The organism is Micrococcus sp. KRD128 (genome assembly GCF_017168395.1).
In the GTDB taxonomy this organism is placed as follows: Bacteria; Actinomycetota; Actinomycetes; order Actinomycetales; family Micrococcaceae; genus Micrococcus; species Micrococcus luteus.
The window spans coordinates 349,240-356,218 of the sequence record NZ_JABFAX010000015.1 but is presented as its reverse complement, the minus strand read 5'-3'; the positions used below and the strand labels follow the sequence as shown (position 1 = coordinate 356,218).

The 6,979-nt window shown below is 73.1% G+C and carries 5 protein-coding genes and 1 pseudogene; 2 read left to right on the top strand and 4 right to left on the bottom strand.

Annotated features, from left to right (window positions below):
- The 3 genes and pseudogenes from J1M44_RS07870 to J1M44_RS07860 form a co-directional block, all read right to left on the bottom strand.
- Nucleotides 1–1,014 (bottom strand): annotated as a pseudogene (locus tag J1M44_RS07870) (nitrite/sulfite reductase); the annotation flags it as partial.
- 117 nt (nt 1,015–1,131) lie between these two features.
- Complete coding sequence (locus tag J1M44_RS07865) at nt 1,132–1,881, bottom strand: sirohydrochlorin chelatase (RefSeq protein ID WP_144824337.1); 750 nt, start codon at nt 1,879–1,881, stop codon at nt 1,132–1,134.
- Between the two features lie 43 nt (nt 1,882–1,924).
- Complete coding sequence (locus J1M44_RS07860; RefSeq protein WP_206480833.1) at nt 1,925–2,719, bottom strand: SDR family NAD(P)-dependent oxidoreductase; 795 nt, start codon at nt 2,717–2,719, stop codon at nt 1,925–1,927.
- Nucleotides 2,720–2,858: 139 nt separating this feature from the next.
- Here J1M44_RS07860 and valS point away from each other — a divergent pair, with 139 nt between their 5' ends.
- Both valS and J1M44_RS07850 read left to right on the top strand, forming a co-directional pair.
- A complete protein-coding gene (gene valS / locus J1M44_RS07855; protein WP_206480832.1) occupies nt 2,859–5,543 on the top strand; it encodes a valine--tRNA ligase in 2,685 nt (894 codons plus the stop codon).
- Nucleotides 5,544–5,905: 362 nt separating this feature from the next.
- Nucleotides 5,906–6,241 carry a DoxX family protein gene (locus J1M44_RS07850; RefSeq protein WP_206480845.1) on the top strand — a complete coding sequence of 112 codons (336 nt, stop codon included), beginning with the start codon at nt 5,906–5,908 and terminating at the stop codon, nt 6,239–6,241.
- An 83-nt stretch (nt 6,242–6,324) separates the two neighbouring features.
- Here the strand turns inward: J1M44_RS07850 and J1M44_RS07845 are convergent, their stop codons facing one another.
- Nucleotides 6,325–6,939, bottom strand: a complete 615-nt coding sequence (locus J1M44_RS07845) for a mycothiol-dependent nitroreductase Rv2466c family protein (protein WP_206480831.1) — start codon at nt 6,937–6,939, stop codon at nt 6,325–6,327.
- Nucleotides 6,940–6,979: the final 40 nt, after the last annotated feature.

Genomic DNA, 6,979 nt, shown 5'->3' with positions numbered 1-6,979 from the left:
GGTGGGCGGGGCCGGGGCGGGTCCGTCGGGCAGGGCGTAGCCGAGGTACTCCTCCTCCAGCACGGTGCGGAACCTCTCCGGCCCCCAGTCCTCGAGCAGGTACTTCATGCGGGCCTTGTTGCGCAGGCGCCGGTAGCCGTAGTCACGGAAGATGCTCACGACGGCGTGCCACACCTCGGGGGCGCGCTCGGCCGAGACGAACGCGCCGATCCGGTCGGCCAGGCGGGCCTTCGTGGACAGGCCGCCGCCGACCCACAGGTCGTAGCCGGGGCCCAGCTCGGGGTGCACCACGCCGATCAGGGAGACGTCGTTGATCTCGTGGACCACGTCCTGGGAGGGATGTCCGGTGATGGCGGTCTTGAACTTGCGGGGCAGGTTGGAGACCTCGAGGTCGCCGATCCAGCGGTCCGCGATCTCCCGGATCACGGGCGTGGGGTCGATGATCTCGTCTGCGGCGATCCCGGCCACCGGTGAGCCGAGGATCACACGCGGCACGTCGCCGCAGGCCTCGGTGGTGGACAGGCCCACGGACTCCAGGCGCCGCCAGATCTCGGGGACGTCCTCGACGCGGATCCAGTGCAGCTGGACGTTCTGCCGGTCGGTGATGTCCGCGGTGTCACGGCCGAAGTCGGTGGAGATCCCGCCGATCACGCGCAGCTGCTCGGTGGTGAGGTCGCCGCCGTCGATGCGCACGCGCAGCATGAAGTAGCGGTCCTCGAGCTCGTGGGGCTCGAGGGTGGCGGTCTTGCCGCCGTCGATCCCCTGCTTCCGCTGGGTGTACAGGCCCCACCAGCGGAAGCGGCCGTGCAGGTCGTCCGAGGGGATCGAGTCGAAGCCCTCGTGGGCGTAGACCTGCTCGATGCGCTCGCGGACGTTCAGGCCGTCGTCCTGCTGCTTGAACTCCTCGTTGTGGTTCAGGGGGGCGGTCCCGTCCACCTTCCACTGGCCGTGCGGCTTGGCGGAGGGACGGCGCGGAGTGCGCGCCGGCCTCGACGTCTCGTTCACCTGGGTCATGGCCGCCACGCTAGGAACCCGGCATGCCGGCCCCAAGGTCATCGACGCGGTTCGTCACGTTCCCGGGGCCGCCCCACGGCCGGGGCCCGGCCCGGCCCCGGTCGTGTGACGAACGGCTCAGCGGCCTCCGGCGGCTCCCCTCGGGGCCTCTACGAGGGCGGACCGCAGCCGGTCCAGGGCGATCCGCGCCACCAGCGGATGCGGCAGCAGGGGGTCGGTGACCGCGTTCGCGCCGCTCTCGCCGAGTCGGTCGTGGAAGTACCCGGGGGCCAGCAGGTGGGCGGCCACCACGGCGCGGCGGCCGGCGGCGCGCACCCGGGAGACGGCGTCGGGCACACGGGGGGTGGCCGCCGCCCCGAACGCCGCGGTCACGGGCAGTCCCGTGGCCCGGGCCAGGGCCGCGGCCAGGGCGTGCACCTGGGCCTGTCCGTCCGCGGCGCGGGTGCCGGCCGCCGCCAGGATGACGTCCGATGTCGCGGCCTCACCGGCCGGCACCGCCTGGGCCACCCGTTCGGCCAGAACGGTCACCAGGCGCGCCTCGACGTCGTCCCCGGCCCCGGCCAGCGGTGCGGCGGCGATCGTGTCGGGTCGGGCGGCCGCGGCGTGGTGGATGTCGTGGTGGACGTGATGGCCCAGGGACAGCAGCAGCGGCACGATCACGGCCGGCTCCCCCGGGGGCAGGGCCGCCACGACCTCGTCGAGGGAGGGGCTCTGCACGTCCACGTAGGCCTCGTGGACCTGGGCGCCCGGCCCCTCGGCGGCCAGGAGGTCCGCCAGGTCGGCACGGAGGCCGTCGATCACGTCGCGGCCGGCCGCGTCGTGCGTGCCGTGGGCGCAGGCGATCACGTGCAGCACGGGCGCGCTCATGCCGAGCCCACCGCGTCGGCCCACACGTTCCACGGCCCGCCGCTCACCGGCGGATCACCTTGTGCTGGGCGGCCTGGGCGACCGGCCGCATCACGATCTGATCCAGGTTCACGTGGTGGGGCAGCTCGACGGCGTGGACGCACACCTCGGCGACGTCCTCGGCGGTGAGCGGCTTCTCCACGCCCGCGTACACGGCGTCCGCGGCGGACTGGTCGCCGCCCAGGCGGTTGCGGGAGAACTCCTCGGTGTGGACCATGCCCGGCAGCACCTCGATCACCCGCACGTTGTGCTCGGCCTCCTCCAGGCGCAGCGCGCCGGTGAGCCCGTGCTGGCCCATCTTCGCGGCGTTGTAGCCGGCGCCGCCCTCGTAGGCGGTGACGGCGGCGGTCGAGGTCAGGTTGAGCACGGTGCCCTCGCCGTGGGCGCGGAGCATGGGCAGGAACGCCTGGCACATCGTGAGGGTGCCGAGCACGTTGACGCGGTACATCCACTCCCAGTCGGCGCGGTCGCCGTCGCCCACCGCGTCCGTGCCGAGCGCGCCGCCGGCGATGTTGACGAGGGTGTCAGCGCCGCCGTCGGCCTCGACGCGCGAGGCCAGCGCGGCGACGGCGGCCTCGTCCGTGACGTCCAGGGCGGCGGGGACGACGTCGCCGCTCACGCCCTCGGCCCGGGCGTCGGCAGCGAGGGTCTCGAGGCGCTCGGTCCGGCGGCCGACGGCGTACACGCGCCAGCCGCGGCGGGCGAGCTCGAGGGCCGTGGCGCGGCCGATGCCGCTCGTGGCCCCCGTCACGACGGCGGCGCGGGCGGGGTTCTTCGCAGGTTCATGGGTGTGGCTCACGCCTCCGACCGTAGCCGAGCCGTGCCGTTCGGAGCACCGCCCGGATCACCTCCGCCAGGCCGACCGACTGGAAGGGCGGGATGTCCCGGGCGTCGTCGCGGGCCCAGCCCGCCGCCCCGGTCATGGGAGGATGGCGGGCATGGCTGAGAACACGCAGGGCACAGACACGCCCATCGACGCATCGACCCCGTCCACCCCCGCCGCCGGCGCCGTGGCCGTGCCGGACAAGCCGGCCCTCGAGGGCCTCGAGGAGAAGCTGACCGCCCGCTGGGCCGACGAGCGCACGTACGCGTTCGACACGCAGACCACCCGCGAGCAGGTCTACTCGATCGACACTCCCCCGCCGACCGCCTCCGGCTCCCTGCACGTGGGCCACGTCTTCTCCTACACGCAGACCGACGTGCTCGCCCGGCACCAGCGCATGAACGGCAAGAACGTGTTCTACCCGATGGGCTGGGACGACAACGGCCTGCCCACCGAGCGCCGTGTGCAGAACTACTACGGCGTCCGCTGCGACCCCGCCAAGCCGTACGTGGAGGGCTACCGCCCGCCGGAGAAGCCGGCGAAGAACCAGCGCGACTGGGACGTGATCTCCCGCAAGAACTTCATCGAGCTCTGCGAGGAGCTCGCCGTCGAGGACGAGAAGGTCTTCGAGGACCTCTTCACCCGCCTCGGCCTGTCCGTCGACTGGGACATGACGTACCGGACCATCGACGACGTCTCCCGCGCCGTCTCCCAGCGCGCCTTCCTGGCCGGCATCGCCTCGGGCGACGCCTACCTGGCCGAGGCCCCCACCATGTGGGACGTGACCTTCCGCACCGCCGTGGCCCAGGCCGAGCTCGAGGACCGCGAGGTCCCGGGCGCCTACCACCGCTACGCCTTCACGGCTGCGGACGGCGAGCAGGTCTTCATCGAGACCACCCGCCCCGAGCTGCTGGCCTCCTGCTCCGGCCTGGTCGCCCACCCGGACGACGAGCGCTACCAGCACCTGTTCGGCACGACCGTCACCTCCCCGCTGTACGGCGTGGAGGTCGAGGTCTTCCCGCACCCGCTGGCCAAGCCGGACAAGGGCTCCGGCATCGCCATGGTCTGCACCTTCGGCGACCTCAACGACGTCACCTGGTGGCGCGAGCTGCAGCTGCCGACCCGCACCCTGATCGGCCGTGACGGCCGCTTCGCCGCCGACACCCCCGAGTGGATCACCACGGACGCCGGCCGACAGGCCTATGCGGACACCGTGGCCGGCAAGACCGTGTTCTCCGCCAAGCAGGGTGTGGTGGACGCCCTCACCGCGGCCGGCCTGCTGGACGGAGAGCCGAAGAAGATCATGCACGCCGTGAACTTCTACGAGAAGGGCGACAAGCCGCTCGAGGTCGTCACCTCCCGCCAGTGGTACATCCGCAACGGCGGCCGCGACGCCGACCGCCGCGCGGAGCTGATCGAGCGCGGCCGCGAGCTCTCCTGGCACCCGGAGCACATGCGCCACCGCTACGAGAACTGGGTCGAGGGCCTCAACGGTGACTGGCTCGTCTCCCGCCAGCGCTTCTTCGGGGTGCCGATCCCGGTCTGGTACCCGCTGGACGCGGAGGGTGAGCCCGACTATGAGAACCCGATCCTCCCGGCCGACGAGCAGCTCCCCGTGGACCCGGCCGCCGAGGCCGCCCCGGGCTACTCCGAGGACCAGCGCGACGTCCCCGGCGGCTTCACCGGCGACCCGGACGTCCTGGACACCTGGGCCACCTCCTCGCTGACCCCGCAGATCGTGGGCCGCTGGTCCCGTGACGAGGCGTTCTTCAACAACGTCTTCCCGTTCGATCTGCGCCCGCAGGGCCACGACATCATCCGCACCTGGCTGTTCTCCACCGTGGTGCGCGCCCACGCCCTCAACGGCTCCGTGCCGTGGACGGACACCGCGCTCTCCGGCTGGATCCTCGACCCGGACCGCAAGAAGATGTCCAAGTCCAAGGGCAACGTGGTGGTCCCGACCGACATCCTGGACCAGTTCGGCTCGGACGCCGTCCGCTACTGGGCCGCCTCGGCCCGCCTCGGCGCGGACACCGCCTACGAGGTGGCGCAGATGAAGATCGGCCGCCGCCTGGCCATCAAGCTGCTCAACGCCGCCAAGTTCGTGCTGAACCTGGGCGCCACGCAGGACGCCGTCATCCGCACGGCCGACGACGCCGCGGCCGTCACCAACCCGCTGGACGCCTCCCTGCTGGCGCGCCTCGCGGCCACCGTGGAGCAGGCGACCCGCGCGTTCGAGGCCTACGACTACGCGCGTGCCCTCAACGTGACCGAGCAGTTCTTCTGGGCCTTCACGGACGACTACGTGGAGCTCGTGAAGGACCGCGCCTACGGCGGCCACGGCGAGGCCGAGCAGGCCTCGGTGGTGACCACGCTGGCCACCACTCTGGACGCCCTGCTGCGTCTGCTGGCCCCGTTCCAGCCGTTCGCCACCGAGGAGGTGTGGAGCTGGTGGCGCGCCGGCTCCGTGCACACCGCCGCGTGGCCGGGCGCCGCGGACGAGGTGGCGGCCCTGTCCTTCGCCGCCTCCGCCGGTGACGCCGAGGTCCTGCCCACCGTGGCGCAGGTCCTGGGCGGCGTCCGCAAGGCGAAGTCCGAGGCCAAGGTGAAGCAGCGGACCGAGGTTCGCTCCGCCGTGGTGACCGGGCCGGCCGACTGGCTCGAGAAGCTGCGCGGCGGCCTGGCGGACCTCAAGGCGGCCGGCAACATCGCGGACCTGTCCCTCACGCAGGGCGAGGCCGGCGAGTCCGCGCCCCTGACCGTCTCCGACGTGCAGCTCGCACCGGCCGAGGACGACTGATCCCCGCCGCGCGCTCCCGGAAGGTGTCTCCGGGGCGCACGCGGCACGACGACGGCCCCGTCGCCCATCACGGGCGGCGGGGCCGTCGTCGCGCCCGTGCTGCGAACCCGAGTCTGCCCGTCAGCGTGGGATGTTCGTGGCCGGGATCCGGTAGGGCACAGCGCACGTCGGACAGTCCGCCGCCGGATCGGAGTTCGTCGGGAGGCGGCGGCCCTCCCGGGGGTGTCGTGGTGCCCATCCCGGTCGTCTCCCTGCCCTGTCCACGTGCGGTCACCGCGGCAGGGGTGGACACTGTGAGGATGAGACAGACACCCGATCCCGCCCCGGCCGGCCGCCGCGCCTCAGACGCCGCCGCCCGGCGGATGTCCGCCGCCCTCGCCGCCATGGGCGTGCTCCACTTCGTCCGACCCGAACCCTTCGATGGGCTGATCCCGCCGTTCCTGCCCGGCTCGGCCCGCGCGTGGACCCACGGCTCCGGCGTGGCCGAGCTGGCCGTGGCGGGCCTGTTGGCCGTCCCGCGCACTCGGCGCGCGGGCGGGCGCGCCGCGCAGGCGCTCCTCCTCGGCGTGTGGCCCGGCAATGCGTGGATGGCCTGGCGGTGGCGACGCCGGCCCTGGCCGGCGCAACTGGTCTCCCTCGGGCGGCTGCCCCTGCAGGTCCCCCTGATCCGTGCGGCCGGCAGGGTGGCGCGCAGCTGACCACCGCCGGCCCTCACCCCGACGACGCCGACCCCACACCTTCGCGCTGAAGGTGTGGGGTCGGCGTCGTGCGAGCCGGGGTCTCAGTCGAACTGCGGATCCGTGGTGCGGGCCCGCTTGATCTCGTAGAAGTACGGGAAGTCGGCCAGGGCGACGGCACCGTCGAAGATGCGGCCCGCCTCCTCCCCGCGCGGGATGCGGGTCATCACGGGACCGAAGAAGGCGGTGCCGTTGAACGCCACGACGGGCGTGCCGACGTCGTTGCCCACGAGCTCCTCGGCGGCCCGCTGCTTCTCGCGCAGGCGCTCGTCCTCGGCGTCCGTCTCGGTGGCCGCGAGGATGGGGGCCGGGTCCAGGCCGAGGTCCACGGCGGCGCCGGTGAGGGCCGCCTCGTAGTCCTTCTGGCCCTCGTTGTGGATGCGGGTGCCCAGGGCGGTGTACCACTCGGCCAGGCGCTCGGGGTGCTCGGCGCCCACGTGCTGGGTGCCGCGGCCGGGGATCAGGCCGCGGTCGGTGGAGCGGCGGTAGTCCTCGGGCAGGTCACGGCCCTCGTTGAGCATGTACAGGGACATCTGGTGGAACTTCACCTGGATGTCCCGGACCTTCTCCACCTCCAGGATCCACCGGGAGGTGATCCAGGCGAAGGGGCAGGTGGGGTCGAAGTAGAAGTCGACGACGGGCTGGGTGTTCTCGCTCATGCCTGGGCCAACCGGGCTGGCGGCCCGGGCATTCCCGGCG